Origin of the sequence: Arthrobacter sp. ov407, assembly GCF_900102895.1 — a bacterium.
Classification (GTDB): Bacteria; Actinomycetota; Actinomycetes; order Actinomycetales; family Micrococcaceae; genus Arthrobacter.
This window is the reverse complement of record NZ_FNGD01000006.1, coordinates 147,461-173,853: the sequence shown is the minus strand read 5'-3', so window position 1 is coordinate 173,853 and position 26,393 is coordinate 147,461. Positions and strand designations below refer to the sequence as shown.

Genomic DNA, 26,393 nt, shown 5'->3' with positions numbered 1-26,393 from the left:
AACGCCGCGGCCCGGGGGAAGGTCCGCCCGGCCTGGCCCGGCGTCAGGTGCCGCGGGCCGGAAGCCAAACGACGGCGTCGTCGTCCCAGCTGACCGTGACGGGCCGGTTGACCAGCTCCGCATCCCTGCCGGGAAGCTTTTCCGGCACGAGCGCGACGACGGCAGGTCCGCCGTCGAGTTGCACCCGCACCTGGGTGGCGTGCCCGACGTAGACGGACGACGTCACCGTTCCTGGCCGGGAGGTGGTGCCGGGACGGTGCTCGGGTTCTCCGGTCCAGGCGACGCGCAGCCGCTCGGGACGGATGCAGAAGGGCTCCGCCCGGCCATAGACCGACTGGGCCTGGCCGGCGTCGAAAATGTTGGACGTGCCGACGAAATTGGCCACGAAGATGCCGCCGGGGCGCTCGTAGATTTCGTGCGCGGTGCCGATCTGTTCGATGCCGCCGTTGTTGAAGACGCCGATCCTGTCGCTCATGGTCAGGGCCTCCTCCTGGTCGTGGGTGACGAAGATGAAGGTGATGCCCAGCGAGCGCTGCAATTCCTTGAGTTCGACCTGCATCTGCTGCCGGAGCTTGAGGTCCAGGGCACCGAGCGGCTCGTCCAGCAGGAGGACCTTCGGCTCCACCACGAGCGCCCGGGCCAGGGCAACCCGCTGCCGCTGGCCGCCGGAGAGCTGGGCGGGTTTGCGGCCGAGGAACTTCCCGAGCTGGACGCGGTCCAGGGCGTCCCTGGCCCGCTCGCGCCGCTGGTTCCCGGGCATGCCGCGCACCCGGAGCCCGTAGGCGACGTTGTCCACGAGGGACATGTGCGGGAACAGCGCGTAGTCCTGAAAGACGGTGTTGACGTCCCGCTGGAAGGGCGCCATCCCCGTGACGTCCTTGCCCTCGAGTTCGATACTTCCGGAAGTCGGCAGCTCGAAGCCGGCGATCAAGCGCAGGACCGTGGTCTTGCCGGAGCCGGACGGGCCGAGCATGGAGAAGAACTCCCCGTGGCGGATGTCCAGGTCCACGCCATTTACCGCGACGGTATCCCCGAAGACCTTGGTGAGCTTGCGCAGACGGATCGCCGGAATCTCTTCGGTTCCGGTCGAAGTGCCGGCGGCCAGTGTTTCGGTCATGGGGTTCGCCTAACTCCGTTGCCGGATCGTCCACGAGAGAGCCACGCAGCGGCATGTGATCCAGTTCATACTGGGCTGCTGGGCCAAATGCTATTACTTCATAGGTTTTATGTATAGACCCTCCAGCAAAGCCCGGACTAGGATGACAACAGCCCGGGCGACGTGCGGCGACGCCGCCCCGCGGGACGCTGCCTGAATGCCCCGGACGGGGCGGCCGGATACCGCCGGAGGGAAGGGAGGCCCAGATGTTGTTGTCGCCGAATGGCGCCTCCCGGAGCCTGGCGGCGGTGTTCACGCCGATCAAATCACGCGGGCTCGTCGACGAAGTGTGCGGCCGGATCGAACAGGCGGTGGAGACCGGGCTGCTGACCAGCGGCCAGCGGCTGCCGAACGAAACCGAGCTGGCCGCGGCCCTCGGAGTGTCCGCGGTAACGGCACGGGAGGCCCTTTCCCAACTGCGTGCCTCGGGAATCATCCGGACCGCACGCGGCCGCAGCGGCGGAAGCTTCATCGCCGACAACGTGCTCCCCTCCAGGGAACGGGCACTGGCGCAACTGCATGAGTTGAGCCGGCTGCAGATCAGGGACCTCGCACTGCACTACCAGGCAATCGCCGCGGCCTGCGCGGGGGTGGCGGCCCGGCGCTCCGACGCCGCCGACATCGCCACGCTGCGCTCGTTCATCCCCTCAGCCGACGATGACTCCCTGAGCTGGCGTTTGGCCCTCTCGGAGTTCCTGCTGGAAGTCGCGGCCATTGCCCGCTCCGCCCGGCTGGCACGGGAGCTCATCCGGCTACAGGCCGATCTTGGCACCCTCACGCTGCTGCCCTGCGCCGACGCCGGCTACCGCGGGCGCACCACCGTGATTCTCGAGGACGTGGCAGCCGCCATCGAGGCCCACGATCCAGGGGCCGCCGAAACGGGGATCAAGGCCCACATCTCCGCCACTACCGACTGGCTGCTGACCGAGCAGGCCAAACGCTATTGACCGCGCCCGCACCTTTGAGCCACGATCTTGACCGCCCAACTTGGACCCCCAACTTTGACCGCAAAATGTCCCGGCACCTTCGAGCTAAGGCGGCAACCATGTCCGACACCACCTCCACCGCAGGCCCGTCCGCGGGCCAGGCCGAACCCGGCCCTGCCGAGCGGGCCGAACCCGGCCCTGCCGAGCTGGCCGCCGCCGAACTCGACGCCACCATCGCCGGCATCGAGCACCACCTGGCGGCGTGGGCCGCTGACACCGGAGCGGCCCTGGCCGCCATGTCCGGCAAAGTCACGGGCACGGCCGTGGACAAGCTCATCCGGCCGATGGTCGAGGAACTGGTGCAGCTGCCCGGCGGCTACGCGGCCGGCGCAGGGTTCATCGCCAACGCGGGGCTGCTCGGGCCCGAGCGCAGCTATATCGCCTGGTGGCAGGGCCCGGACCTGGAACACGTCGACGCACTGGCCAACTTCAGCCCCAACTCCATCAGCCGGTACGTCAAGGCCGAGTGGTTCCGGATCCCCGTGGAAACGGGCCGGGCGCATGTCACCGGGCCCTACGTGGATTTCCTCTGCACCGACGAGTACGTTCTGACCTTCACGCACCCGGTTTTCACCCGTCCGGACGGCCCGGTCGCGGGAATCGTGGGCATCGACGTCACGGTTCAGCGCGTGGAACGCGGGGCCATGCCGGCCCTGCGGCGGATCGGCGGCCGGGCCACCCTGGCCAACCCCGACGGCCGGGCCGTGGTGTCGGCGGCGCCCGATATCGACGCCGGAGACCTTATCTCACCGGCCGAGCCGTGCGCGCACTACCCCGTGGGGCGCACATTCACACTCTGGAGCGACGCCACCGGACTGTGACACAGGGCTGTGACGCGGGGCTGTGACGCGGCCTTGCTAGAATTGGAGGCCAAGGCCCACTCTTCCGGGCCTCCGGACGACGGTTCAGTACCCGGCACGCGACAAGACTGGCCACAGGAGCTGTCATGTCGTGGCTAATACTCATTCTTTCCGGGGCGCTGGAGGCCGTCTGGGCCGCCGCCCTGCACCGGACCGCCCAGGCCTCCGGCCGCCGCCGGCTGGTCCCGGCCCTCGTTTTCCTCGCTTCCGTCCTCGCCAGCACCGGGGGCCTCGCCGTCGCCATGCAGTCCATCCCCACCGGAACGGCCTACGCCGTATGGGTGGGGGTCGGCGTCGTCCTGACGTCCGGCTACGCGATTGTCGCCAAAGTTGAGCGCGCGACGGCGGCGCGGATCCTGCTGCTCGGCGGGATCGCCGCGAGCGTCGTCGGCCTGAAGCTGGTGGCGTGACGATGGCGAACTCAGCTGCAATGTCATGGACGATCCTGCTCGCTTCGGCTGTGCTGGAGGCGGTCTGGGCCACGGCCCTGGGCCTGTCCGACGGGTTCTCCCGCCCGCTGCCGACCCTCGTGTTCGCCGTGACGGCCACCCTCAGCATGGTGGGGCTGGGCATGGCCGTGAAACGCATTCCGCTCGGCACCGCCTACGCCGTCTGGGTGGGGATCGGCGCCGCACTGACGGTCGGCTGGGCGATGGCCACCCACGTCGAACCGGCCAGCCCGCTCAAAGTGCTGTTCATCGCCGGAATCGTGGGCTGCGCGGCGGGGCTGAAGCTGCTGCCGGCCGGGGATACCGAGGGTACACCGACGCTCCCACCCGGTTAGTCCGGGGCCCGGGCCGCGAATCGCCGGAATCGTGGGCTGCGCGGCGGGCCTGAAGCTGCTGCCGGCGACCGAACCAGCGACCGAAGCGGCCACTGAGCCGGCGAGGGCGGCACCGGAGGCACAGGAGCCGCGCTCCCCCGCGGAAACTCCCCACGTTTGAGGCAGTGCAACGGCGTGTCCCCGCGGGCGCGCCGTCGTACCGGCCGCGCAAGAATCAAAGGTGGGGAAAATCTTCCGCCGGGCCAACGATCTGGGGCAGGAATAGCCGCGCGCGCCCCGGGGTTCTTGGCAGGGACGGAACTACTCCGGAACTATTCAGTGCGCGAATGGAGATCCAGATGACGGCAGCAACAGTCCAGCTCGGCGACGGCCTGAGGGTCAGCCCCTTGGGGTTCGGTGGCATGGCACTGACCCCGGTGTACGGCGAGGTGGACCCGGCCGAGGCCTTGCGGACCCTGCATCACGCGGTGGATGCCGGCGTCAGCTTCATCGACACGGCGGACATCTACGGCGGCGGCAGCAACGAGGAGCTGATTGCCCGGCTGCTCAAGGAACGCCGCGGCGAAGTCCAGCTGGCCACCAAGTTCGGCCTCGTGGGGACACCGGGAACCGGCTACACGGATATCCGCGGCGACGCCGCCTATGTGAAGCAGGCGGTGGACCGCAGCCTGCAACGGCTGGGCACCGACTCCATCGACCTGTACTACATGCACCGCCGTGACCTCCGCGTTCCGATAGTGGAAACCGTGGAGGCCATGGCGGGGCTGGTGCAGGCCGGCAAGGTGCGGCATCTGGGCCTGTCAGAGGTGACGGCCGAGGAGCTGCGCGAGGCCAACAGCATCCACCCGATCGCCGCAGTCCAGAGCGAATGGTCCATCTGGAGCCGCGACGTGGAACGCAACGTGGTCCCCGCCGCCGCCGAACTCGGGGTGGGTTTTGTGCCCTATTCGCCGTTGGGCCGGGGATTCCTCACCGGCACCGTGGACGCCTCGACGCTGGGCAGCAACGACTTCCGCCGCAACATCCCCCGCTTCGCCGCGGACGCTGCCGGCGCAAACCAGGGTGTGGTGGCCGCCGTACGGGCGGTCGCCGCGGAACTGAGCGTTGCCGGGCAGGCTGCAACTCCCGCCCAGGTGGCATTGGCCTGGCTGCTCGCGCAGGGCCGGAAACTGGGGCTGCCTGTGGTCCCCATCCCCGGTACGCGCAAGGCGGACCGGATCGACGAAAACCTGGGCGCCCTGGCGCTCGACTTCACCGCAGCGCAACTGAAGACGCTCGACGCCGCCGCGGACGCCGTCGTCGGCTCCCGCTCCGCGGACCCCAACTGGGTGTCCCAGGGCCGTGAATAACGCCTCCGTAGACTGAAGCCCATGGACTCGCTTATTCACTCTTTACGTGACATCACCATCCGCCGGATTTCGGTCGGCGAGATGGACAACAACGTGTACCTGCTCACGGCCAAGGCGTCCGGCGCGCAGCTCCTGATCGATGCGGCCGATGATCTGGCTGCCATCCAGGGGCTGCTCGCGGACTCCGCCGCGGATACTTCCGCGACGCCGAAGCTGGCGCTGATTGCCACCACCCACCAGCACTGGGACCACGTCCGGGCGCTGCCGGACCTGGTGGAAGCCACGGGTGTGAAAACGGCGGCCGGCACAGAGGATGCCCCGGAGCTTCCGGTGCCGGTGGATGTACTGCTGAATCACGGGGACGTCGGCAACTTCGACGGCTTCGACGTGACGGCTGTGCATCTGCGTGGCCACACACCGGGTTCGATCGCCCTCGTGTACCAGGACCCCGCGGGGCCGGCACACATCTTTTCGGGCGATTCGCTGTTCCCGGGCGGAGTAGGCAACACGCAGAAGGATCCGGCGCGGTTTGCCCAGCTGATCACCGATGTCAGCGAGCGTTTGTTCGACGTGTATCCGGACGACACCGTGGTGCACCCGGGCCACGGCAAGCCCACCACGCTCGGTGCCGAACGCCCGCACCTGGAAGAGTGGCGCGCCCGCGGCTGGTAGGTATCAGCTTTTCGCGGCGTCTACGGACAACCGCCGCGCTTTCGGACGGCCGCTACGGGTATACCCGTAGCGGCCGTCCGTTTGCGTAGCGCCAGCTATTTTGTCCTGCGGAAAACCGGAACCTTAGCGGCTGCGGCGTTCGTTCGAGGCCGGAGCCGACGCGCGGCGCGGGCCGGCGCTGCGGGCCGGACGTCCTTCACTGGAGCGGCCGCTGCCGCCGCCGGCGTAGGATCCGCCGGAGGTGCCGCCGGTGTTGGAGGACCAGACAGCCGCGCTGCCGCCGGATTTGCTCCCAGCGGACTTGGCTCCGGCAGCGGCACGCTGGCCGGTGGCCGGACGTCCGCTGCGCTGGCCGCCGGCCGAAGCGCCGGCGCGGGGAGCGCCGCCCGTGCGGGGTGCGCCACTGCGGGGAGCTCCGCTGCGGGGAGCCGAAGCGCCCCGGGCATCGCTGCGGCCCTCGGCGGCGCGTCCGTCCGAACCGCGGCCGGCCGCGGCACGGCCGCCGGCAGCCGGAACATCGTTGTGGTGCCCGTAAGCAGTCACGCGGCCACGGCCACGCGCATTCCGTCGCTCGGCGCGCTCGGCATCCGCACGGTCCTGGTTCTGCTCGGCAACACGGTCGGCGGCGTTGCGAGCAGCAGCTTTGCCTTCGTAGGCGACGGCGCGGCGCTCGGCGCGCGGCAGATCGGTCCGGGGAGCCTCGGCCCCGACGCGTCCGCGTCCGCCACGTCCGCCCCGGCCACCCGCGGTGGGTGCAGCCTGGGTGGTGCGGCGGGCGCGCTTGCGCTCGGCGTTGGCACCGGTGGAGGTGCCGCCGCCATGCTGTGCGGCCTTGGCGGCCAGCAGCGCGGCGCGGGTACGCGGATCGATCTTGTCGGCCATTTCGCCGACCAGTTCAGCAACCAGCGGCGAGTTGGCGGTGACGCGCTCGAAGTTGACCTCGACGCCGGCAGCCTTCATCAGCTTCTTGACGTCGGACTGCTGCTCGGGCAGGGTCAGCGTGACCACGGTGCCATCGGAACCGGCGCGGGCGGTACGGCCTGAGCGGTGCAGGTACGCCTTGTGCTCCGTGGGCGGATCCACGTGGATGACCAGTTCGACGTCGTCGACGTGGACGCCGCGGGCCGCGACGTCGGTGGCCACCAGGACGCGGACGTCACCGGAGGAGAACTCGGCCAGGTTGCGGTCACGGGCGTTCTGCGAGAGGTTGCCGTGGAGATCGACGGCGGGGATGCCGGCGTCGGTCAGGGTCTTGGCCAGCTTGCGGGCGTGGTGCTTGGTGCGCATGAAGAGCACGCGGCGGCCGGCACCGGAGGCGAGCTCGACGATCAGCTGCTTCTTGACGGTCTGGTCGTTGACCACCAGCACGTGGTGTTCCATGGTGGTCACCGCGGCCTGCGGGTCGTCCACGGAGTGGGTCAGCGGGTTGGACAGGTAGCGCTGGACGATCTTGTCCACGCCGTTGTCCAGGGTGGCGGAGAACAGCAGGCGCTGGCCCTGGGTGGGGGTCATGTCCATGAGCTTCTTGACCACCGGGAGGAAGCCGAGGTCGGCCATGTGGTCGGCCTCGTCCAGGACGGTGATCTCGACTGCCTCGAGGGTCAGGATGCGCTGGCGGATCAGGTCCTCCAGGCGGCCCGGGCAGGCGATGACGATGTCGACGCCGGCGCGCAGGGCCTTTTCCTGGCGGGCCTGGGAGATGCCGCCGTAGATCACAGTGGTGGTCAGGCCCATGGCCTTGGCCATCGGCTCGATGGTCGCGTTGATCTGCGTGGCCAGCTCGCGGGTCGGAGCCAGGACCAGGCCCATCGGGCGGCCGGGCTTGCGGAAGTGCTTGGCTTCCCGCTCGGCGAGTCGTGCCACAAGCGGGATGGCGAATGCGATGGTCTTGCCGGAGCCGGTGCGGCCGCGGCCCAGGACGTCGCGTCCGGAAAGGGTGTCGGGGAGTGTCTTGACCTGGATCGGGAAGGGCTCCACGATGCCCTGGGCGGTCAGGGTGTCGGCAAGTGCTTTGGGCGTGCCGAGGGCAGCAAATGTAGTCATGTGTTTCAAAGTCTTTCAGGCGGTATCCGTGCGGATATCGGCCCCCGATGCCGGTTGGCTCAAGGGTTCGCCGAAGAAAAGTCAGGTGATCAACCGGGCTGTTGCCAAACTTCAGCAAGCGGCCGCCGGGACCAAATGGAACGCGTTCATCGACGCAGGATGTGCCTCTCACATGAAAAAATCCCACTCCCTGCGTGCGGATTCCCGAGGGAATCTGGCAGGGATCCGGTTGATGGACCGAAGCCGGTCAACCGAATCAAGAGTGGGCATCACTGCACATCAAGTACTAGTAGCCTACCACCTGGCAGGGCCGGGTCCCGTATCCGTGGCCCCCGGCCCCCACCTTCGCGGCGCTCCAAGGGAAGCCCAGAACGTGTCTTGACCACCATTGCGTCCCGGAGGAGCATGGTGGGCGGGCAAGGCGACGAGAGGAGACGGGGCACGATGCCGGGAATGGTCGGCGCTGGCTTCTTTCGGTTCATCCAAGTGGCGCTGTTGCCCATCGGGGCGGCCGGCTACGTCGCGGCGGTCCCCCGGCTGCTGAACTACAGCCGGCGCGCGGGCGTTTCGGCCACAGTGTTCGCCTCGCTCTATACCCGCTACATGCAGCACCGGCTGGGGACGAGGCCGGATGAGCCTGCCGCCCGGCTCATGGCGGTCATGCCGAATGTCTCCCAGGAGGGGTTCCGGCTGGAGACCGCCCCCACGCTCGTGGGACACCTGCTGACGGGCTTCGTTCCCAGGATCTATCGCTATCCGTACGAGGGACGGGCCCCGATGCGGCATCAGGCGACGGCACGGACCAGCTACTACGATGCTGCCCTCCAGCGGCATCTTGCCGGCGTTGACCAGCTCGTGGTCCTCGGGGCGGGATTCGACACCCGGGCGTTCAGGCTGTCATCGGAGGACCGTGTGCGCTGCTTTGAAATCGACCTGCCCCGGACGCAGGCCCACAAACTCGCGATGCTCGAGAAAGCAGGCCTGTCGACCCGCCTGGCCACTTACGTGTCCGCCGATTTCGAGACCGAGAACTGGATGGAAAAACTGATGGCGTCGGGTTTCGATCCCGCAAGGCCCGCGTTTTTCCTCTGGGAAGGGGTAACCATGTATTTGGACCGCGATTCAGTCGAGGCAACACTGCGCGGGATCGCCGGCACCGCCCCGGGCAGCGTCGTGGCCTTTGACTACTTCGCCCGGGAAACCATCGCCTCGCGGTCGCCCTACATGCGGTACGCCCGGGCTACGGCGAGATTCGTCGGCGAGCCTCTGACCTTCGGCATCGACAACACTCCCCCGGCCCGGAAGAGCGCCGCGGACTTTGTTGGGTCCTTCGGGCTGGCCCTTGAGGAGCACAGGAATTTCGGCCGGGAGACCCGACGGCGATCCGCGCCGGCCGGGTTCGTCACCGCCGTCGTGACGCCCGACGTCGTGGCGCCCGCCGCCGGCCACGGCCCGCAGGAAAACATGCAGCCAGACCCGTCGGACTACCGAGATGAGGGGAAACCATGACAAAACGCAGCCCCACCCACAGCCACAGCCACGAGCACGACGCCGCCGAGCATGCGGCGCCCGGCACCGCGGCCCGGATGTGGGATGAAAAATACAGCAGCCGCGCCAAGATGTGGAGCGGGGATCCGAACCCGCAACTCGTCGCGGAAGTGGCGGACCTGCGTCCCGGCGAGGCTCTGGATCTGGGGTGCGGCGAGGGTGCGGACGCCATTTGGCTCGCTGCCCGCGGCTGGACCGTGACCGGCCTGGACGTTTCCGCCGTCGCCCTGGAGCGTGCGGCCGCCCACGCCCGGGAACGGGGCCAGGACGCCACCATCGAGTGGGTGCAACAGGACCTTGCCTCGTGGGTCCCGGACCGGTTGTTCGACCTCGTCACGGCCCAGTTCCTGCATTCCACCCAAATGCCGTGGCAGCAGGCGTTGCAGCTCGCCGCGGCGGCCGTGCGGGCCGGCGGAACGCTGCTGATCGTCGGCCATCACCCCGACGGCCTGCCTCCGTGGGGCGCTCACCATACGCCGGAGAAGTTCTTCACCGCCGAGGACCTTGCCCGGGAGCTCCGGATCGAGGAGCCGCTGTGGCGCGTCGAGGTCCTGGACAGCCGGCAACGCAACGCCATCGGGCCCGAGGGCGAGGCGGTGTCCCTCAGAGATGCCGTGCTGCGGGCCACGCGACTGGCCGCCCAGTAGGCACCAGGCAAGCGTCCGAGGGAACGTCCCCGGGGATCGCGGACGCCGCCGCCGAACCCGCCCTCGGAATCGATACATTGCCGGGCCATCCACTTCCGGATCTGGTCCGAATCGCCAGTGGCACCGGGCCAATGTGACTGGACCGACCGCGCCCGTTGGCCCGGGGGACGTACAGCAACACCGCATGAGCTAGTAATCATGGGAAGGGAACATCATGGGAATCGACGACAAGGGTAACCTCACCGTCATCCACCACATCGGTGCAGCCAAAGAAGGCACCGGGAAGATGACGGGCAATGAGGACCTCCAGCGCGAAGGCCAGCGTGAGCAGGCCCAGGCCAAGCTGCAGGAGGCCGGCGAACAGGTCAACGACGCCTTCGCCAAGGAGTAGCGGCCGCAGCAAGTGAACCGCCCACCCGAACGGCCCCGCCCAAGGCGGGGCCGTTCCGTTGTGCAAAATGTGACAAAAGACAGCGGACGACGACTGAAGCTAAGATGGTCGACAGTTGTCGAACGTGCCCGCGGGCGGCCGATTCGCGGACACGCGATACCGGAGCCGGCAGTGGGCGGGCCGTGCCGGCGTCGCATTTTCCCCTAGAGCCCGCGAAGGATGCGGGCTCCGGGCCCGTTCCCCCGCCTTCCGGGAGGTCCGTTCCGCCGGGAGCGCCGCGGCACATCATCGGCCGGCCGGGCTACCTGCGCGGGCCGTCGCGACAACAGGAACGACCAAATACCGGCCCTAACCTTGATTTACCCGCCAAAACTGTTACCTCCGTCACACTCTGACGGATCCGTGCGGCCCGCACTGCGGAACCCCCGCCCGCTGCGGCTGCCTGTGACAAGGAAGAAGCCTCATGTCTGAACGCACCACCTCGGCCGCTCCGGCCATTTCAGAATCTGACACTGCCACCTCCGCCAACGGTGACTCCGGCGCCGGGAGCCGCGAGCCGCATCTCGCCCGTGCGCTCGGCAACCGCCACATCCAATTGCTCGCCATCGGCGGCGCAATTGGCACCGGCCTGTTCATGGGGTCCGGAAAGACCATCTCGCTCGCCGGGCCGTCCGTCATCTTCGTCTACATGATCATCGGCTTCATGCTGTTTTTCGTGATGCGTGCGATGGGCGAGATCCTGCTCTCCAACCTGAACTACAAATCCTTCAGTGACTTCGCCGGCGACCTGCTCGGCCCCTGGGCCAGCTTCTTCACCGGCTGGTCCTACTGGTTCTTCTGGGTGGTCACCGGGGTGGCCGACATCGTCGCCATCGCCGGATACGTGGACAAGCTCGCACCCGGCACGCCCCTGTGGATCCCGGCCCTGCTCACGCCCGTGGTCTTGATCCTCCTGAACCTCCCCACCGTGAAGGCATTCGGTGAAGCCGAGTTCTGGTTTGCCATCATCAAGGTGGTCGCCATCGTGGCCCTGATCATCACCGGCGCGGTCATGATCGCCACGCACTTCACGTCCCCGAACGGCGCGGAAGCCAACCTCGCCAACATGTGGAACGACGGCGGCATGTTCCCGCACGGCATGTTCGGCTTCGTCCTCGGCTTCCAGATCGCCATCTTCGCCTTCGCCGGGATCGAACTGGTGGGCACCGCCGCCGCCGAAACCAAGGACCCGGAGAAGAACCTGCCGCGGGCCATCAACTCGATCCCGGTCCGTGTCCTCCTCTTCTACGTGGGCGCCCTGGTGGTCATCATGGCGGTCAATCCGTGGCGCACCATCGATCCCGCGAGCAGCCCTTTCATCGGCATGTTCACGCTGGCCGGGCTGGGGATCGCCGCAGTGGTCATCAACCTGGTGGTCCTGACCTCCGCCGCCTCCAGCGCCAACTCCGGAATCTACTCAACGTCCCGGATGGTTTACGGCCTCGCCCAGGACGGGAACGCGCCCAAGGCATTCGGAAAGCTCAGCGTCCGTAAGGTACCGCAGAACGCACTGCTGTTCTCCTGCATCTTCCTGCTGGCCGGTCTTGTCCTGCTCTATGCCGGCGACTCCGTAATCGGCGCGTTCACGATCGTCACTTCCGTGGCCTCCGTGCTGACCATGTTTGTGTGGTCCATGATCCTGATCAGCTACATCGCCTTCCGCCGCCGGCGGCCGGCCCTGCACGAAGCTTCGGCCTTCAAGATGCCCGGCTCCGCCTTCATGCCGTACGTGGTGCTCGCGTTCTTCGTCTTCATGCTGGTGGCGCTGGCACAGGCCGATGACACCCGCCTGGCACTCTTCGTGACACCCGTGTGGTTCCTGCTGCTGGGTGCGGCCTGGCACTTCAACCGGAAGACCCCGCTGCAGCAGGCCCGGATTGTGGAATGGAAGGCCGTCCGCTCACAGGAGGAAGCCCGCGCGGCTGCCTGATCCTTGGACGTGATGCAAAGGAGCCCTGATACATAGGAGCGCTGATGCAAGGGGAGCCCCGGCCGGATCATCCGGCCGGGGCTCCTTTGCCGTGCTGTGCCCTTACGCGGGTGTCCTGACGGCGGCCGGGACGACGGCGACGCGCGGCGCGACGGCCACGGCGGCGAGTCCGATCACCGCCGTCAGCGCGAAGACTCCGGCAAACGACGCCGTCGGAGTCGCCGTCGCGAACGCGGCGAACACGATCCCGGTGCCGGCGAGGGCCAGGGCGCCGCCGAGGGAATCCGAAATGGACATCGCCGAGCTGTTGAAGCCCTCGGTGTCCTTGGTGGAGAGGGCCAGGGTCATGACGCTCAGGCGCGGATACATCAGGCCCATGCCGCCCCCGGCGAAAATCCATCCCGCGATCGCGACGGCGGCCGGCCAGGCCAACACCGTTGTCACGAAGGCCAGGACGACGGCGCCAAAGACGAGGGCCGAGCCGATCCGCACTGCCTTCCGGTGCTCCAAGCGGGTCCCCAGCCTGCCCTGGATGGCCGACGCCGCCGCCCAGGCGATGGCGCCGCCGGTGAGCGTGAGGCCCGCAAACGTCGGGGCGAAGGCGTAACGTTCCACGAGCAGGTACGGCAGGTAGACCTCGGCGCCGAAGAAAGCTGCGGACGCGAGCCCGCGGGTGAGGATCACGCTCGGCAGGCCGCGCCGGGCGGTCAGCGTTCCGCGCGGCATGAGGGGGCGGACGGCCAGGAGCGCGACGGCGACGGCGGCCGCCGCCAGCACCGCGCCGGCTCCCGGTACTGCGGCGGACAGGTTCAGGCCCAGCACGGCGAGCGCTGCCAGCGCCGCCAGCGCCAACTTGGCAAGGCCGCCCGGCGCACGGCCGCCCGCTGCAGTCTCGACGTTTGCCGGGGGATCTCCGGCGGCGGCGCCGGGGCTTCCGTTCAGGCCGCGCAGGGCCGGGGCCGTCAGGAGCAGGGCAGGCACCACGAGTCCGACCACGCCGAGAAAGACCCACTGCCAGCCGGCCAGTTGCGCCACGGCGCCGGCCGCGAACGGACCCACGAGGGACGGGATCACCCAGGCCGCGGAGAAGGCGGCGAAGATTTTCGGATGCAGGACCGGCGGGTAGACCCGGGCAATGACCACGTACAGGGCCACGGTGAGCCCGCCTCCGCCGAGCCCCTGCACGAGCCGTCCGGACACGAGGACCGGCATGGTTCCGGCGGTACCGGCGATGAGCAGGCCGACCACGAACATGCCCACTGCGGCCAGGAGCGGCGCCACGGGTCCCTTGCGGTCCGACCAACTGCCTGCGGCCACCATGCCGATCACCCCGGTGGCGAGCGGGCCGGCGAAGGCCAAGGCGTAGAGGCTTGCGCCGTCCAGTTCCCGGCTGACGAGCGGCATGATGGTGGTCACCGCCAGGGACTCGAAGGCCGCCAGGAACACCAGAGCGCAGGCGCCGAGCGTCACCAGCAGGTAGCCGCGGTGGAAAATGCCGGCGGATTCCGGGACGGATGTCGGACGGGCGGGTGGGTCGGTTCGTGGCACGTGCCACAGCTTACAACCGGGGCACGCCGTGTTCCGCCTGCCGGATGATTTGTCAGATTCCACCCCGCCGCCGTCAGCCGGCCGCGTCCAACGTTTGGGCCGGAACTACGACGGCGCCGCTGGCCCTGGAGTCCGGGTTCAGCATCCAGCCCACGCGCTTCACGGTGCTCAGCATGACGACGCTTTCCACGAGCACGATCCCGGGCACCTTCTGCTGCAGCGCCAGCTCGATGTTCATGACGTCCGCCAGGGACTGCAGCCACATGATGATCACGAAGTTTGTAGGCCCCGTGGTGGAGGCGCTCAGCCGCACGTTCCGCATGGTCCTCAGCTCGGCGGCGGCCGCCTCGTGCCGCCCGGCGGGGACGTTGACGAACCATTGGCAGGTCACGGGGAAGGCCGAGAACTTCTGTGCCACCTCGCACCGGAATGACAGGATGCCGCTGGCGAGCACGCGGTTGAGCTGGCGCTGGACGGTGGCAGGGTGCCTGCCCAGCCCGCGGGCAATGTCCGCCGCCGTGGCCCGTCCGTCCCTGGCCAGGAACGGCAGGAGCGCAAGGTGGCTTTCCGGCAACGCTTCCCGGGCGGCAGCCTGGGCAACCCCGGTGGCCTCGGGGCCGGCCAGTGCCCGCACAGCGGCCTGCTGTGCCCGGCTCAACACATTGAGCCGCCAGGAGCCGCCGCTCGCGTGCAACCTGGTGCACAGGGCGGTCTGGTATTTGAGGAGGCCGTCGATCTCCTTCAGCCGCGAGATGACTTTCAGGCTGAAATCGTCCAGGGAGGGCGTAATGACGGTCAGCATGAGGTCCCGGTTGCTGGCCGCCTCCTCCACCGTCACGATTTCCGGCATCTGCGCGAGCCTGGCGGTGACTTCCTCGCGCCGGTGCATTTCGCAGTCCACGGCGACGAACGCCAGGCACATCTGCTGAGGGTCGCCGATCAGGTGGGCGGTGATCCAGGAAACGCCGGAGGCCAGCAGCCGCTCCCAACGGGCGGCGAGCGTGGTGGCATGAACGCCCAGCACCTCCGCCGCATCCGCCCAGCTCAGGCGCGGGGCAATCTGCAGGACGTTGATCAGGGCGAGGTCGTCCTCGCTGAGTTCCATCTTTCTTCCCCTCGTTCATGCACGAAACCTGCGGCGATGGCCTCTTTTTGCATTTTTTCTGGTCTTGGACCGCATGTGAACCATGTCACTTGAGAATAGACGCAGGTGTCCCCATCGGACGCGAACCAAGCCAATGTGACAGCCCAGCGATTTCGACAACCAAGGAGAACACGTGCCGATCACCGCAGACGCCCGGGAACTGCAGGCGGACCTTGCCCGGTTCCGCCATGAACTGCATCGTGAACCCGAGATCGGCCTGGCGCTGCCCCGCACCCAGGAAAAGGTGCTCAAAGCCCTAGACGGGCTCCCCTATGAGATCACCCTGGGCAAGGACACGACCTCGGTCACCGCGGTACTGCGCGGCGAGGCATCCGGAACCGGCGCGGGCTCCCGCCCGGCCGTGCTGCTGCGCGCGGACATGGACGGCCTGCCGGTGCAGGAGAAAACAGGCGTGGACTACACATCCCGGATCGACGGCGCCATGCACGCCTGCGGCCACGACCTGCACACTTCCATGCTGGCAGGAGCCGCCACGCTCCTGGCTGAGCGCCGGCACCGGCTGGCCGGCGACGTCGTCCTGATGTTCCAGCCCGGCGAGGAAGGCTTCGACGGTGCCAGCCACATGATCCGCGAAGGCGTGCTGGATGCCGCCGGCCGGCGGGTCGACGCCGCCTACGGCATGCACGTGTTTTCCGCCCTGGAACCGCACGGCACGTTCTGCACCAAGCCCGGCGTCATGCTCAGCTCTTCCGACGGCCTGATGGTCACCGTGCTCGGCGCCGGCGGCCACGGATCGGCCCCGCACTCTGCCAAGGACCCCGTGACGGCGGCCGCCGAAATGGTCACCGCCCTCCAGGTCATGGTCACCCGCCAGTTCAACATGTTCGATCCCGTAGTCCTCTCCGTGGGGGTCCTCCAGGCCGGCACCAAGCGCAACATCATCCCGGAAACCGCACGCATCGAAGCCACCATCAGGACCTTCTCCGAGGAAGCCCGGCAGAAAATGATGGAGGCCGTGCCGCGCCTGCTGAAGGGAATCGCGGCGGCGCACGGCCTCGACGTCGACGTCGACTACCAGCAGGAGTATCCGCTCACCATCACGGACGAGGACGAAACGCACACCGCGGAAAATGTCATTGAGGGCCTGTTCGGCGATTCCCGGCTCTCCCGCTGGGCCACCCCGCTCAGCGGCTCCGAAGACTTCTCGAGGGTTCTCGCCGAGGTCCCCGGCACGTTCATCGGGCTGAGCGCCGTCCCCCGGGACGCCGACCACGCCACATCCGCGTTCAATCACTCCCCGTACGCCACCTTCGACGACGGCGTGCTGGCTGACGGCGCCGCGCTCTACGCGGAGCTCGCCATTTCGAGGCTGGCCGCGCTTGCCGCAGCCGACGCTCCCGCCGCGGCCACCGCTGCCGCCACCACCCTTTCCTAGCCGCCACCCCCGAGAGAGAAAACCATGACAGCAACCGCGATTACACCAGCGGCAACCCGAACATCCACCCGCAAAACGCTCATCGGCACCGGCATCGGCAACGCCGTCGAATGGTACGACTGGGCCATCTACGCCACGTTCACCCCGTTCATCGCCAGCCAGCTTTTCAGCAAGTCGGATCCGGCGTCGGCGGTGCTGTCCACGCTGGCCATTTTCGCCGTCGGCTTCGTTGCCCGCCCTTTCGGCGGCTTCCTGTTCGGCTGGATCGGTGACCGGATCGGCCGGAAGGCGTCCATGACCCTGGCCGTGGGACTCGCGTCGGTGGGCAGCCTAATGATCGGCATCGCGCCGACCTTCGCGGCGGTAGGCGTGTGGGCGTCGCTCACGCTCCTGGTGGCGCGCCTGATCCAGGGCCTGGCACATGGCGGTGAGCTGCCGTCGTCGCAGACCTACCTGTCCGAAATGGCACCGAAGGAACACCGCGGCTTCTGGGCCACCCTGATCTACACCTCCGGCACTGTGGGCATCCTGTTCGGAACCCTGCTGGGTGCCGTGCTGAACATGACCCTGAGCACCGAAGTCATGAACGCGTGGGGCTGGCGCATCCCGTTCCTGATCGGCGCGGCCATGGGCCTATACGCGCTGATCATGCGGTCCCGGCTGCACGAAACGGACGTCTTCGAGGGCGAAGCCACGACCGAGAAGCGCGCTCCGATCTGGCCGCAGATCGTCCGCCACCGCAAGCAGGCCCTCCAGGTGATCGGCCTGACCGTCGGCCTGACCGTCATCTACTACATCTGGGGCGTCGTCGCCCCCAGCTACGCCACCACCGCCCTGAAGATCGACCGCGGCGAGGCCCTGTGGGCCGGCGTGATCGGCAACATCGTGTTCATCGCGGCACTGCCCTTCTGGGGCAAGCTGTCCGACCGGATCGGCCGCAAGAAGGTGCTGTGGTCCGGTGCGATCGGCGCAGGCGTCATGCACTTTCCGATGACCGCCCTGCTCAAGGATTCCGCCTGGCAACTGGCCGTCAGCATGTCCGTCATGCTGATCTTCATCGCCGCCAGCGCGGCGATCGTTCCGGCCGTGTACGCCGAACTGTTCCCCACGAGCATCCGCACCGTGGGCGTCGGAGTGCCCTACTCCATCTGCGTGGCAGTCTTCGGCGGAACCGCGCCCTATCTCCAGCAGTGGCTCGGCACCACCGTGCAGATGCCGCAGCTGTTCAACGTGTACGCCGTGATCCTTCTCGCCATCTCCGCGGTGTTCGTCTTCACCATTCCGGAAACGAAGGGCAAGGACCTCACCCTCTGAATCAGGGTCGGCCGGATGCGCTGGCAGGTATGGCTGTTCTGAAAGCTCAGAACAGCCATACCTGCCAGCGCATTGTGTTTGAGAGGGTCAGCCGCCGACGACGCAGGGCGCTATGGCCCTGCAAACTCAACTATTCTGGAAGGGATGAGCGAATCCCCAGAATCCCCCGGCACGCCGGCAGCCCCGGAGTCCGGCGCCCCCGACGAGAACCGGCTGCCGCGCCCCGTGACCCCGGGCAGCCAGGCCTCGTTCGGCACGTACGGAGGCCGTCCGGTGAGCTTCGTGCGCCGCGGCACGCGCCTGCAGGGCCGCCGCCAGGCCGCCTGGGAGGAGCACGCGGACCGCTGGGCGGTTGAGGTCCCCCGCCATGTCGCCAACACCTCCGTACACCCGGACTACGTGTTCGACGCGGAGGCCGAATTCGGCCGGACGGCTCCGCTGGTTGTGGAGATCGGCTCCGGACTGGGCGACGCCGTGTGCCACGCCGCGGAGGCAAACCCGGACAAGGACTTCCTGGCCGTGGAGGTTTACACCCCGGGCCTGGCCAACACTTTGATCAAGATCAACAGCCGCAAACTGAGCAACGTGCGGGTAGTGGAGGCGAACGCCCCCGAGGTGCTCGCGACCATGCTCCCGGCCGGCTCCGTCACGGAACTATGGGTGTTCTTCCCGGATCCGTGGCACAAGTCCCGGCACCACAAGCGCCGCCTCATTCAGCCGGACTTCGTGGATCTCGCGGCCCGGGCCATCAAGCCCGGCGGCATCTTCCGAATCGCGACCGACTGGTCCAACTACGCCGTTCACGTCCGCGAGGTCATGGCAGGCTCCGCGGAGTTCGAGAACCTCCACGAAGGCGAGCGCGCCGGAACGGACAGCCCCCTGACCCAGGTGTGGGAATCCGGCGTCGAGTCCCGCGTGGGCGGCGCACCCGTCAAGGAGGGCCGGGCGCCGGTCAGCACCGAGCACACCGGACCCAACGAGGGCGTCGACGGGACCGGCGGCTGGGCGCCGCGGTTTGAGGGCCGGATTTTGACCAGTTTCGAGAACAAGGCGCACGAAGCCGGGCGGCTGATCTTCGACCTCAGCTACCGTCGAATTTAGGCACGCCGGGTCCGCGCGCATCTGTTCCTGAGCGGCTTGGCGTGGCACGATTACGGAACGAACCGCGCTGGGCAGGACTAAGGAACGATCATCAAACGAGAAATGAAGGACGCCGCTGACGTCGCCGAGGACGTCACCAATTCGAAGCCCCTCGAAATCGCAGCACGGGCCGGTTTCGCCGTGTCGGGGCTGCTGCACTTCCTCATCGGGCTGGTCGCGATCCGGCTCGCCATGGGTGGCCGGGGCCAGGCCGATGTCAGTGGCGCGGTGGAAGAGCTCGCCAAGCAGCCGGCCGGGCCGTTGCTGCTCTGGACCTCCTTTGCCGCCTGCGTTGCGCTGGCCATCTGGCAGACGTCCGACGCCATCTTCGACTTCCAGCATCTGCCGACCAAGAAAAAGGTCGGCAAGAAGCTCAAGGCAGCCCTGCAGGCCGTGGTGTACGCCGCGTTCGCACTGACGCTCGCGTCGGTCGCCACCGGGGCCGGCTCCGACAACCGCGAGTCAACTTCCGATATGACCGTAAACCTCATGAAGGCACCGGGCGGCGTTGCGCTCCTCATAGTCATCGGCGTCGCGGTAGCCGTCACGGGGATCGTCTACGCGATCCGCGGCTTCAAGAAGTCCTTCCTCAAGTACCTGCGCATGCCGTCCCAGCCGCACGCGCGCACCGCGGTGACGGTCATCGGCATGGTGGGCTACGTCGCCAAAGGCTTCGCCCTGCTGCTGGTGGGCCTGCTCATCATCATCGCCACCGTGACGGCACACCCCGAAGAGTCAACCGGGCTCGACGGCAGCCTGAAGGCCCTGCGCGAGCAGCCGTTCGGCGTGTACTTGCTGGCCGCCGTCGGTGTCGGGCTGATCTGCTACGGCATCTACATGGCAGTGCGGGCCAAGCTCGCGAAGATGTAGGCACGCGCGGACTGCTCGCGGGGATTCCAGGGGCCGGACCGACACGTCCGCCGGCCGCTAGGAGTGGGCTAACCCTGAGGCACGGCGATAACAGCCACGGTCTTTTGCTGCGCGTCGCGCAGCGCGACACTGGCGATCCTGGTCAGCTGCACCGGCGTCGCCCCGGTAATCCGGACCCTGCCGGTGGGAGTGGCCGTCCACGAGCAGGCGCGGTCCTCGCCGCCGTCACGGTCCTTCACCCAGAGCGAGAGGGTGCCGGCGACGGGCAGGCTGCGGGCGTCCACCGCCAGCTCGGTGCCCCAGGTTTTCTTGACGAGCCCCACCGTGACCTCCAGCCCGCTGCTGGCCGCGACGGAATAGCTTGCGTCAGGTTTGGCGGGTTGGTTCAGCAACGGACCGGCCATGATCCCCAGCGCCAGGCATGCGGCGGCGGCCGCGGCGACCGCCGCCGCCCACCGCCGCCGCACTTTCCGGCGGCGGGCGGCGAGCTCGTCCAGGAGCCGGGGCGGGACGGGTACTGGTTCCGGCGGAACAAGCGTCCGCTCGCGGGCGGCCGCAGCCGCCGCGGTGAGCGCGACGGCGTCGGACACCGGGATCGCGTCGAGCAGCGCGGGGAGGCTGGCGAGATCGTCCAACTCCTGGCGGCACTCGGCACACACGGCAAGGTGCTGGTCGAAGGATGCGGCCTCGGCCGGCTCCAGCCCGCCGAGCAAATACGCGCCGAGGAGTTGATGCCGTTCGGTCCCGTTCACCGCTGTACCCCCATTTCGTCGAGGATCGCCCGAAGGGCCCGCACGGCGTAGAACGCCCGGGACTTCACCGTGCCGCTGGGGATCTTCAATTGGGCGGATGCCTCCTGGACTGTGTAACGGCGGTAGTGGAGCGCAACAAGGACTTCGCGGTGCTCCGCGCTGAGCCGCAGCAGCGCCTCCTCCATCAGGACCTTGTTGAGCAGGTCATCGATGCGTCCGGCGCCGTCGGCGCCGTCCGGGAGGGCCGAGACATCGCGTTCGCCAGCTTCCTGCGGACGCCGCTGGGCCTTGCGGTAGTTGTCGATCATGATGTTGCGGGCCGTCCGGAACAGGTAACTGCGCAGGCTGCCGGTGATTTGCGGCGCCTGCTGCCAGACCCGCAGCACGGTCTCCTGGACGACGTCGTCGGCGAGCTGCGGATCCCGGCAGGCGCTGAGGACGAAGCGCTTCAACGCGGTCCCGTGGTCGCGGTAAATCGCAGCCACGACGTCTTCGTCCAGCGGCATTTCCCACCTCCCGGGAGTTCTTGTTCTGCCCCTGTATGACGTACGGGCGGACCCAATAGTTCAGTGTGCCCCAGGACAGCCCGACACCAACATGTCCGGTCCGCCATGAACCATTCCGCGCTCCATAGCGTCGTATCGGGTAGCGCCGGCCTGGCGAGTTGGGCCGGCTCGAGCCTAGGAGCAGCAATGAAGAAGCACCTCAGCATTGGCTTGTCCGCATTCGCCCTTGCCGCGCTACTGTCCGGCTGCGGCGGCGGAGCGACCACAACGACGCCGACGTCGGCGGCGCCAGCCACCTCCGCGCCCGCAGAGTCCTCCACCAGCGCGCCGGCTGGTTCGGCGCCGGCGTCCACGTCCGCTGCGGTTCTCTCGGTGGGCCAGTCCAAGGCGGGCCAGATCGTGGTGGCCGGCCAAGGACTGAGCGTCTATTACTTCACCAAGAACTCGGCGGACTCCGGGAATAGCGCCTGCACCGGCGCGTGCCTGACGTCGTGGCCCCCGGTCACCTCGACGACGGCGACTCCCACCGTTAATGGCGTCACCGGCAAGGTCGGAACCATCCCAACGGCTGACGGAAAGATGCAGGTGACCATCAACGGGATGCCGATCTACTACTACTCCAAGGACCAGACCGCGGGAGACATCACGGGCCAGGGCGTCGGCGGGGTCTGGTACCTCGTGGCACCCTCCGGGGAGATGATCACCGCACCGCCCGTGCCGTAGGCCCAGACTGCACTGACTCGTCGAACTCCACTGTCTCTTCGAACTCCACGGCCGCGAGGATTTCCTGGGTCCGGGGGTTGAGCATGAAGGCCTCGTCGTCGTCTTCCAGCATGAGGAATTCGCCCTGTTCCGTGGTGAAGTGCCAGGCCAGGGTGGTTTCGCCGTTGTGCTCATAGTTGGGATCGCCCATGCTGATCCGCTCCAGGCTGTGGCCGGCAATGTCGCACAGCTCCCGGATGATCTGTTCGAACTCCGGCGCGTCCAGAAGGGCTTCCTCGGCCGCTGCCGCCTGGCGCTCCGCGAGGTTGGGAATCCGCGCCACCCGGCCGGCGATGTGGGCGTCGAGGTCGTCGTCGGCAAGGACCAGCAGGTCCGCCTGGCCACGCAGCCAGGCGGCGTTCAGTCCCGCGATGTCCTCTGTTGCCAGGACCGATTCGAATTCCCCGTCCAGTTCTTCAAGGCGGCGAACGGCGTCGGAGACTCCGTCCCCCGGTTCGTCGCTCTCGGTGTCGCCTTCGGCGGCCCAGCCGCTGCCGCCGTCGAGGTAACTGTCGACGTCGCTGTCGGTCAGGGCGCCGAAGGCGGCCACCGTGCGGTTGAAGAGATCCAGGTGCGCGGCGGCTCCCATGGCCGCCAGACCTTCCCGGACGTAGGGATCGACTTCCTCGCGTTCGGGCGCTGTGAACACGTACTGCGCGAAGCCGCCGGCCAGCGCCTGCGTCAGGTAAAAGTCCACGTAGTAGCTGCGCAGCGCGGCCGGGGAGATCTCGTCCGCATCCAGCAACTCCTCGAACATGGCGTTGACCACGTTGACGTTCGCGTCGACAACGTCCTCATTTCCGCCTTTGATGCTTTCCGTGGTCAGCACGGTCGGGTAGCTGTGGGCGGACTGGATGGTGGGCTCACCGTTGGTCATGGGGAATCCTTACTGCTGGCGCTGCTGATACTCCGGACCTCTCCACGGTAGGTCGGTCTTCACGGCGGGCAGCCAAGCCCCAGTTGAACGTCAGGCGAAGTTTGAGCGGCGGTTCCGCGGCCACCGGCGAAGTTCCGGGGCCTGCGAAGGCTCGGTAAGATGGATCAGATGATTACCTGCCGAAAGTAGCGCGCACATGCCATCCCATCCGGACGAGAGTGCGGCACTGGCAATACAGACTCCCGCGATCAACGACCGCTCCCTCGCGGCCGGGCTCGCTTACGCCATGGGGAGCCGCGTTTCCGGGATCTCCTTCGATGCCGCCACAGGCCTGTTGCTGGGCAAGGTGCGGGGCGGTTCCGACGTGCCCTATTCCACGACGGCGAAGCTTGTCCGCAAGGCGGGCGGCTGGAGCTGTACGGTGGGCGTCTGCAGCTGCCCGGTCCGCAAGGACTGCAAGCACGTGGCGGCCCTGCTCTTCGCGGCCGAGGACAACCCGGCCACCCGGCTGCAGCTGCTGGCCCCCGCCGAGGCCACCCGGCTGTCCCGCCAGAGCGCGCCGCCGGAATTGGCCGACTGGGAGCAGGCCCTTGGCCCGCTGATCGCCCACCCGGGGATCACGCCGTCCGCCAACGGCACTCCGCTGGCGCTCCAGTTCGACGTCGAGGAACCCGCCCCGCACTTCTCTTACACGGGCCGCCGCGATCCGCTCCGCAGCGTCCGCCAGCTCAAGGCCCGCCCCGTCATCATGGGGGCCAAGGGCAAGTGGATCCGCGGCGACGTCTCCTGGAGCACGCTGAGCTACCTGAACTACCGGCGCGAATGCAACGAGGCGCATGTGGAGTGGATGCAGGAATTCCTCGCCTCGCACACAGCCATGGCGAACCGCCAGCATTCCGGCACCGGATTGTGGCTGGGGCTGAACACCTACGCAGGCAAGAACCTGTGGAGCCTGCTGTCCCAGGCCAAGAAGATCGGCGTCGCCCTGGTGCACAGCCGCGGCGACGAGCCGGTGCGGCTGGTCGAGCAGCCTGCCGCCGTCGGGCTGAACCTGGCGCGGTTCGGCGCCGGCGGGGACGACGGCGGACTCGAGCTCGCGCCGACCATCACGGTCGAAGGCGAGGTGGTGGATCCGGCGTCGGTCGGGACCATCGGCCGCCCGGCGCACGGGATCTTCCTGGCCTCCGACGGCGGCGCCCTGCCCGGCATCGCCCCCACCGACCCCGTCATCACCCTTGCGCCGCTGGAAAGCGGTCTCAGCGAGGAATTGCTGACGTTCGTCACGGGCGGGACCACCCTGCACATCCCCGCACGGGACGAAAGCCGCTTCCTGACCGGCTTTTACCCCAAGCTCAAGCAGACGGCCCGGGTTACCGCCTCCGACGAGTCCGTGGAACTGCCCACGCTGGCGGTCCCCACCCTGTCCCTGCTGGCCAACTACGGGGCGGACCACCGGGTCCGGCTGCATTGGGAATGGCACTACACGTCCGGGAACCTCGTCACAGCGCAGCCGCTGTGGCGGCATCCGGGCGATCACGGCTACCGGGACGACCCCGCCGAGGCGCGCATCCTTGAGGGGGTCGGGCAGCCCTGGGACGTGGTGCCTGCCCTGGGCGAATCCGCGACCGGCGGCTGGGGCACGCCGCGCCTGGCAGCCACGGCGGAACTGTCCGGACTGGACACGCTCGCCTTCACCGAGGACGTGCTGCCCCGGCTCCGCGACCTCCCCGACGTCTCCGTGGATACCTCCGGCGAGATTGCGGACTACCGCGAAGCCGAAGAAGCCCCGGTGGTGGCGATCTCCACGAAAGCGACGGACAGCCGCGACTGGTTCGATCTGGGCATCGTCATCACCCTGGAGGGCCAGCCCGTCTCCTTCGCGGCGCTGTTTTCCGCCCTCGCCGCCGGCCAGACCCGCATGCTGCTGCCCAGCGGGGCGTACTTCTCGCTGGACCTGCCGGAGCTGCACCAGCTGCGGGCGCTGATCGACGAGGCCCGCTCCCTGCAGGACAACCCCGGCGACAAGGACGCGCCGCTGCAGATCAGCCGCTTCCAGGCCGGGCTGTGGGACGAGCTCGCGCACCTCGGCATCGTGGACGAACAGGCGGCCGCGTGGCGCGAGTCCGTGGGCGGCCTGCTCGAAGGCGGCATCAAGGGCCTTCCCCTGCCCGGGACCCTGAACGCCGAGCTGCGCCCGTACCAGCTGGAGGGCTTCAACTGGCTGAGCTTCCTGTACCGCCACGGCCTCGGCGGTGTGCTGGCCGACGACATGGGCCTGGGCAAGACCGTGCAGGCCCTGGCGCTGATCTGCGCCGCAAAAGCCGCCGCTGGCGAGACCGCTGCACCCACGGCCCCATCCGCGGCACCCTCTGCCGTCCCATCCGCGGAGGAGCCCGCGGCCGGGGCCGCCCCGTTCCTCGTCGTCGCCCCCACCAGTGTGGTGGGCAACTGGGAGGCGGAGACGGCACGGTTCGCGCCGGGGCTGAGCGTGCGCGCCATCGGCGAAACCTTCGCCAAGAGCGGCTCGCACCCGGCCGAGGCGATGGCCGGCGCGGACATCATCATCACCTCCTACGCCCTGTTCCGGATCGACTACGAGGCCTACGCCTCCCAAACCTGGGCCGGACTGGTCCTGGACGAGGCGCAGTTCGTCAAGAACCACCAGTCCAAGGCCTACCAGTGCGCCCGCAAACTGCCTGCCGCCTTCAAACTCGCCATCACGGGCACCCCGCTGGAGAACAACCTGATGGAGTTTTGGGCGCTGACCTCGATCGTTGCCCCCGGGCTCTTTGCCAGCCCCAAACGGTTCGCCGAGTACTACCAGAAGCCCGTGGAAAAGAACGGCGACAAGGGGCAGCTGGACAAGCTCCGGCGGCGGGTCCGGCCGCTCATGATGCGGCGCACCAAGGAGCAGGTCATCCGGGATCTGCCGCCCAAGCAGGAGCAGATCCTGGAAGTCGTGCTGAATCCGCGGCACCAGAAGGTGTATCAGACGCACCTGCAGCGGGAGCGCCAAAAGATCCTGGGCCTGATCGAGGACGTCAACAAGAACAGGTTCACCATCTTCCAGTCGCTGACCCTGCTCCGGCAGCTGAGCCTGGACCCCTCGCTGATCGATCCTTCACTGTCCGGGGTGCGCTCCAGCAAGCTCGATGTCCTGTTCGAGCAGCTCGCGGACCTTGTGGCAGAAGGACACCGCGCCCTGATCTTCAGCCAGTTCACCGGCTTCCTGGGCAAGGTCCGGGAGCGGCTGGTCGAGGAAAACATCGAGTTCTGCTACCTCGACGGCGGCACACGCAACCGCACCGAAGTCGTGAACGAGTTCAAGAACGGCGCCGCGCCGGTGTTCCTCATCAGCCTCAAGGCCGGCGGCTTCGGCCTGAACCTGACCGAGGCCGACTACGTGTTCCTGCTGGACCCGTGGTGGAATCCGGCGTCGGAGGCCCAGGCCGTGGACCGGACCCACCGGATCGGCCAGGCCCGGAACGTCATGGTCTACCGGCTCGTCGCCAAGGACACGATCGAGGAGAAGGTCATGGCGCTCAAGGCCAAGAAATCCCAGCTCTTCGCCGACGTCATGGAAGGCGACGCGCTCACCGGTTCCGCGCTGACGGCGGAGGACCTTGCGGGGCTGTTCAACGACTGACGCCCTCCAACCGCGCCCCGGCCGGCTTCAGGA

At 68.1% G+C, this 26,393-nt stretch carries 23 protein-coding genes and 1 riboswitch; of the genes, 16 read left to right on the top strand and 7 right to left on the bottom strand.

The window, feature by feature from the left end:
* Positions 1-43 precede the first annotated feature (43 nt).
* Positions 44-1,117 carry an ABC transporter ATP-binding protein gene (locus tag BLS42_RS09675; RefSeq protein WP_090580111.1) on the bottom strand — a complete coding sequence of 358 codons (1,074 nt, stop codon included), beginning with the start codon at positions 1,115-1,117 and terminating at the stop codon, positions 44-46.
* A 245-nt stretch (positions 1,118-1,362) separates the two neighbouring features.
* On the opposite strand from BLS42_RS09675, the gene BLS42_RS09670 reads away from it, so the two are divergent.
* The 6 genes from BLS42_RS09670 (at position 1,363) to BLS42_RS09645 (ending at position 5,807) form a co-directional block, all read left to right on the top strand.
* A complete protein-coding gene (locus tag BLS42_RS09670) occupies positions 1,363-2,103 on the top strand; it encodes a FadR/GntR family transcriptional regulator (RefSeq protein ID WP_090580108.1) in 741 nt (246 codons plus the stop codon).
* 98 nt (positions 2,104-2,201) lie between these two features.
* Entirely contained in the window at positions 2,202-2,963 is a 762-nt protein-coding gene (locus BLS42_RS09665; RefSeq protein WP_090580105.1) for a cache domain-containing protein, read from the top strand.
* A gap of 48 nt (positions 2,964-3,011) precedes the next feature.
* Positions 3,012-3,079, top strand: a riboswitch (guanidine-III (ykkC-III) riboswitch).
* Positions 3,080-3,088: 9 nt separating this feature from the next.
* Positions 3,089-3,412 (top strand): DMT family transporter, encoded by a 324-nt coding sequence (locus tag BLS42_RS09660; RefSeq protein ID WP_090580102.1) that lies wholly within the window; start codon positions 3,089-3,091, stop codon positions 3,410-3,412.
* Positions 3,413-3,432: 20 nt separating this feature from the next.
* Positions 3,433-3,786: a DMT family transporter gene (locus BLS42_RS09655; RefSeq protein WP_090580414.1), complete on the top strand. Its 354-nt coding sequence runs from the start codon at positions 3,433-3,435 to the stop codon at positions 3,784-3,786.
* Positions 3,787-4,124: 338 nt separating this feature from the next.
* Entirely contained in the window at positions 4,125-5,135 is a 1,011-nt protein-coding gene (locus BLS42_RS09650) for an aldo/keto reductase (protein ID WP_256336365.1), read from the top strand.
* A 21-nt stretch (positions 5,136-5,156) separates the two neighbouring features.
* Positions 5,157-5,807, top strand: a complete 651-nt coding sequence (locus BLS42_RS09645) for an MBL fold metallo-hydrolase (RefSeq protein ID WP_090580096.1) — start codon at positions 5,157-5,159, stop codon at positions 5,805-5,807.
* Between the two features lie 123 nt (positions 5,808-5,930).
* Here BLS42_RS09645 and BLS42_RS09640 read toward each other — a convergent pair whose 3' ends face one another.
* Positions 5,931-7,850, bottom strand: a complete 1,920-nt coding sequence (locus BLS42_RS09640; RefSeq protein WP_090580093.1) for a DEAD/DEAH box helicase — start codon at positions 7,848-7,850, stop codon at positions 5,931-5,933.
* Positions 7,851-8,294: 444 nt separating this feature from the next.
* Between BLS42_RS09640 and BLS42_RS09635 the strand changes: the two genes are divergently transcribed.
* The 4 genes from BLS42_RS09635 (at position 8,295) to cycA (ending at position 12,405) form a co-directional block, all read left to right on the top strand.
* Entirely contained in the window at positions 8,295-9,359 is a 1,065-nt protein-coding gene (locus BLS42_RS09635; protein ID WP_176803325.1) for a class I SAM-dependent methyltransferase, read from the top strand.
* On the top strand, positions 9,356-10,045 hold the full coding sequence (locus BLS42_RS09630) for an SAM-dependent methyltransferase (RefSeq protein ID WP_090580087.1): 690 nt from the start codon (positions 9,356-9,358) through the stop codon (positions 10,043-10,045). The genes BLS42_RS09635 and BLS42_RS09630 overlap by 4 nt, the downstream gene beginning before the upstream one ends.
* Positions 10,046-10,259: 214 nt before the next feature.
* Positions 10,260-10,436: a CsbD family protein gene (locus BLS42_RS09625; protein WP_090580085.1), complete on the top strand. Its 177-nt coding sequence runs from the start codon at positions 10,260-10,262 to the stop codon at positions 10,434-10,436.
* Positions 10,437-10,899: 463 nt separating this feature from the next.
* A complete protein-coding gene (gene cycA, locus BLS42_RS09620; RefSeq protein WP_176803323.1) occupies positions 10,900-12,405 on the top strand; it encodes a D-serine/D-alanine/glycine transporter in 1,506 nt (501 codons plus the stop codon).
* 102 nt (positions 12,406-12,507) lie between these two features.
* On the opposite strand, the gene BLS42_RS09615 is transcribed toward cycA, so the two are convergent.
* Both BLS42_RS09615 and BLS42_RS09610 read right to left on the bottom strand, forming a co-directional pair.
* Complete coding sequence (locus BLS42_RS09615) at positions 12,508-13,953, bottom strand: MFS transporter (RefSeq protein WP_090580082.1); 1,446 nt, start codon at positions 13,951-13,953, stop codon at positions 12,508-12,510.
* A gap of 73 nt (positions 13,954-14,026) precedes the next feature.
* Positions 14,027-15,058 carry an Lrp/AsnC family transcriptional regulator gene (locus BLS42_RS09610; protein WP_090580079.1) on the bottom strand — a complete coding sequence of 344 codons (1,032 nt, stop codon included), beginning with the start codon at positions 15,056-15,058 and terminating at the stop codon, positions 14,027-14,029.
* Between the two features lie 172 nt (positions 15,059-15,230).
* Here BLS42_RS09610 and BLS42_RS09605 point away from each other — a divergent pair, with 172 nt between their 5' ends.
* From BLS42_RS09605 to BLS42_RS09590, 4 genes are all read left to right on the top strand, one after another.
* Positions 15,231-16,493: a M20 metallopeptidase family protein gene (locus BLS42_RS09605; protein ID WP_090580077.1), complete on the top strand. Its 1,263-nt coding sequence runs from the start codon at positions 15,231-15,233 to the stop codon at positions 16,491-16,493.
* Between the two features lie 24 nt (positions 16,494-16,517).
* On the top strand, positions 16,518-17,807 hold the full coding sequence (locus tag BLS42_RS09600; protein ID WP_090580073.1) for an MFS transporter: 1,290 nt from the start codon (positions 16,518-16,520) through the stop codon (positions 17,805-17,807).
* Positions 17,808-17,951: 144 nt separating this feature from the next.
* Positions 17,952-18,908, top strand: a complete 957-nt coding sequence (gene trmB / locus BLS42_RS09595; protein WP_256336364.1) for a tRNA (guanosine(46)-N7)-methyltransferase TrmB — start codon at positions 17,952-17,954, stop codon at positions 18,906-18,908.
* Between the two features lie 102 nt (positions 18,909-19,010).
* Positions 19,011-19,817: a DUF1206 domain-containing protein gene (locus tag BLS42_RS09590; RefSeq protein WP_090580070.1), complete on the top strand. Its 807-nt coding sequence runs from the start codon at positions 19,011-19,013 to the stop codon at positions 19,815-19,817.
* Between the two features lie 68 nt (positions 19,818-19,885).
* Here BLS42_RS09590 and BLS42_RS09585 read toward each other — a convergent pair whose 3' ends face one another.
* Together BLS42_RS09585 and BLS42_RS09580 are read right to left on the bottom strand one after the other, a co-directional pair.
* Entirely contained in the window at positions 19,886-20,569 is a 684-nt protein-coding gene (locus tag BLS42_RS09585; protein ID WP_090580067.1) for a zf-HC2 domain-containing protein, read from the bottom strand.
* On the bottom strand, positions 20,566-21,075 hold the full coding sequence (locus BLS42_RS09580; RefSeq protein WP_090580063.1) for a sigma-70 family RNA polymerase sigma factor: 510 nt from the start codon (positions 21,073-21,075) through the stop codon (positions 20,566-20,568). Before BLS42_RS09580 ends, BLS42_RS09585 begins: the two co-directional genes overlap by 4 nt.
* 186 nt (positions 21,076-21,261) lie before the next feature.
* Between BLS42_RS09580 and BLS42_RS09575 the strand changes: the two genes are divergently transcribed.
* Positions 21,262-21,798, top strand: a complete 537-nt coding sequence (locus tag BLS42_RS09575; protein WP_090580058.1) for a COG4315 family predicted lipoprotein — start codon at positions 21,262-21,264, stop codon at positions 21,796-21,798.
* Here BLS42_RS09575 and BLS42_RS09570 read toward each other — a convergent pair.
* A complete protein-coding gene (locus BLS42_RS09570) occupies positions 21,776-22,714 on the bottom strand; it encodes a DMP19 family protein (protein WP_176803322.1) in 939 nt (312 codons plus the stop codon). The genes BLS42_RS09575 and BLS42_RS09570 overlap by 23 nt on opposite strands.
* Before the next feature lie 196 nt (positions 22,715-22,910).
* On the opposite strand from BLS42_RS09570, the gene BLS42_RS09565 reads away from it, so the two are divergent.
* The gene (locus BLS42_RS09565; RefSeq protein WP_090580055.1) at positions 22,911-26,360 is read left to right on the top strand and encodes a DEAD/DEAH box helicase; all 3,450 of its coding nucleotides are present in this window, start codon (positions 22,911-22,913) and stop codon (positions 26,358-26,360) included.
* Positions 26,361-26,393: the final 33 nt, after the last annotated feature.